Here is a 1,996-nt window from a genome sequence, read left to right on the forward strand (position 1 = left end):
GCGCAGTGCTCACGAAGCTTTGAACGGGCTTGCGGGCATCGTCGGTGAGCAGAAGGGCCGCCTTGTCGTCGATCGGCAGCGGTCGCGTGGCAAACAGGAAGGCCGCGCCGTCGACGAGCTCCACCAGCGTCTTGGCGCGCTCCTTCAGGCCCGGAAGCGCTGCCAGCAACTGCGCCTTGGTGCTGTCGTTCAGGCGTGCGGCGATCGCCGGGCCACCTTCGAGGTAGGGCAGGGTGGCGATGAAGATGTCGAACAGTTCGGCATCGCTCATGCGACGCATATGTGCGCCGTTGATTGCCTCCAGCTTGGCGAAGTCGAAGCGCGCCGCGCCCTTGTTGACGTCGCCGATGTCGAACCAGGAAATCATGTCCTTGATCGACATGATCTCGTCGTCGCCATGGCTCCAGCCGAGACGCGCCAGGTAGTTGAGCAGCGCCTCCGGCAGGTAGCCCATGGCGCGATAAGCCTCGACGCCAAGCGCGCCGTGCCGCTTCGATAGCTTGGCGCCATCGGCGCCGTGGATCAGCGGGATATGCGACATGGACGGCACGTCCCAGCCCATGGCGTTGTAGATGACGGTCTGGCGGGCGGCGTTGGTCAGATGGTCGTCGCCGCGGATGATGTGGGTGACGGCCATGTCATGATCGTCGACGACGACGGCATGCATGTAAGTGGGATTGCCGTCGGAACGCAGGATGATGAAGTCATCGAGATCCTTGTTAGGAAAGCGCACGTCGCCCTGGACCCGGTCATGGACGACGGTCTCGCCTTCGGTCGGCGCCTTGATGCGGATGGCGCCCTTGGCACCTGCGGGTGCCTCTGAGGGGTCGCGGTCGCGCCAGCGGCCATCGTAGCGGGGTGGCAGCCCCTTGGCTCTGGCGGCCTCGCGCATGGCCTCCAGTTCGGCTGGCGTGGCGTAGCAATAATAGGCCTTGCCGATGCGCACGAGCTCCTCGGCCACCTCGCGGTGGCGGGGCGCACGCTCGAACTGCGACACCGGCTCGCCGTCCCAGCTCAGGCCAAGCCAGGAAAGCCCGTCGAGGATGGCAGCCGTCGCGGCTTCATTGGAGCGTTCGCGATCGGTGTCCTCGATGCGCAGCAGCATCGTGCCGCCGGTGTGCTTTGCATACAGCCAGTTGAACAGCGCCGTGCGCGCGCCGCCTATGTGCAAATAGCCGGTGGGCGAGGGGGCAAAACGGGTGACGACCTTGTCGGACATGGAACTCTCGGAAACCATCTGAAGCGGGGTGCGGTCGCGCGGACTTTCGCGCTTTGCGCGTTCATGTAGCATAGGGTGTCGAGGGCGCAAGGGGCAGACCCGATGGCTGGACGAGGCTGGGGCTCGGATCAGGGCGAGGACGCTGCCATTGGCGTCAGCGAACGGTCCCTGTTTGCGCCTCTGCCAGCCTCATTGCCGCCGCCGTCGCCCCTCGTGCCGGATTCCGGCAAGCTGCCCTTGCAAACGGGTATCGCCGCCTCTGTTCCTGTTGCCGGAACCGGCAGGATCGTGCGCGTGCGCCGGCAGATCGGCCTGATATCACTGCCACGCCTGCGCCACAGCGTGAACATGGCGGCGAGCCTGGAACTCGACCGGGGCGTGGCCTTCCTGCTGGTACCGGTCTGCCTTGCGATCGGAGCGATCGGCTATTTTTCGCTGACGGCTGAACCCGACTTTGCGAGACCTGTCGCGGTTGTCATCCTGACGGGGATCTGTGCGCTGGTCTCGCGCTCATGGCCAAAGACCCATCTGTGTTTCATGGCGGCACTTTTGTGCGCCCTAGGGCTGCTTGCTGCCAAGGTCGAGACGTGGCGTGCGGGCACACAAATGTTGGGCTCGGAAATCTCGACGCAGGTGACCGGCCGCGTCGTCTCGCTCGACCGTATGGAAACTGGCCGTATCCGGCTGACCATCGACGTAACATCGACCGCAAGACCGAAACTGCGCTATGCGCCGGAACGGGTACGGCTTTCGGCACGCAAGATCCCGGCTGACGTG

General features: G+C 64.9%; 1 protein-coding gene and 1 pseudogene. One reads left to right on the forward strand and one right to left on the reverse strand.

Annotated elements, in window-relative coordinates; translation table 11 throughout:
- Positions 1 to 1,219 (reverse strand): glutamate--tRNA ligase (gene gltX / locus EN879_RS33635; RefSeq protein WP_127274592.1); only part of this gene is annotated, 1,219 nt, incomplete at its 3' end.
- A 102-nt stretch (positions 1,220 to 1,321) separates the two neighbouring features.
- Between gltX and EN879_RS33640 the strand changes: the two are divergent.
- Positions 1,322 to 1,996 (forward strand): annotated as a pseudogene (locus EN879_RS33640) (competence protein); the annotation flags it as partial.

Origin of the sequence: Mesorhizobium sp. M7A.F.Ca.AU.002.02.1.1, from assembly GCF_003998535.1 — a bacterium.
Taxonomy (GTDB): domain Bacteria; phylum Pseudomonadota; class Alphaproteobacteria; order Rhizobiales; family Rhizobiaceae; genus Mesorhizobium; species Mesorhizobium ciceri.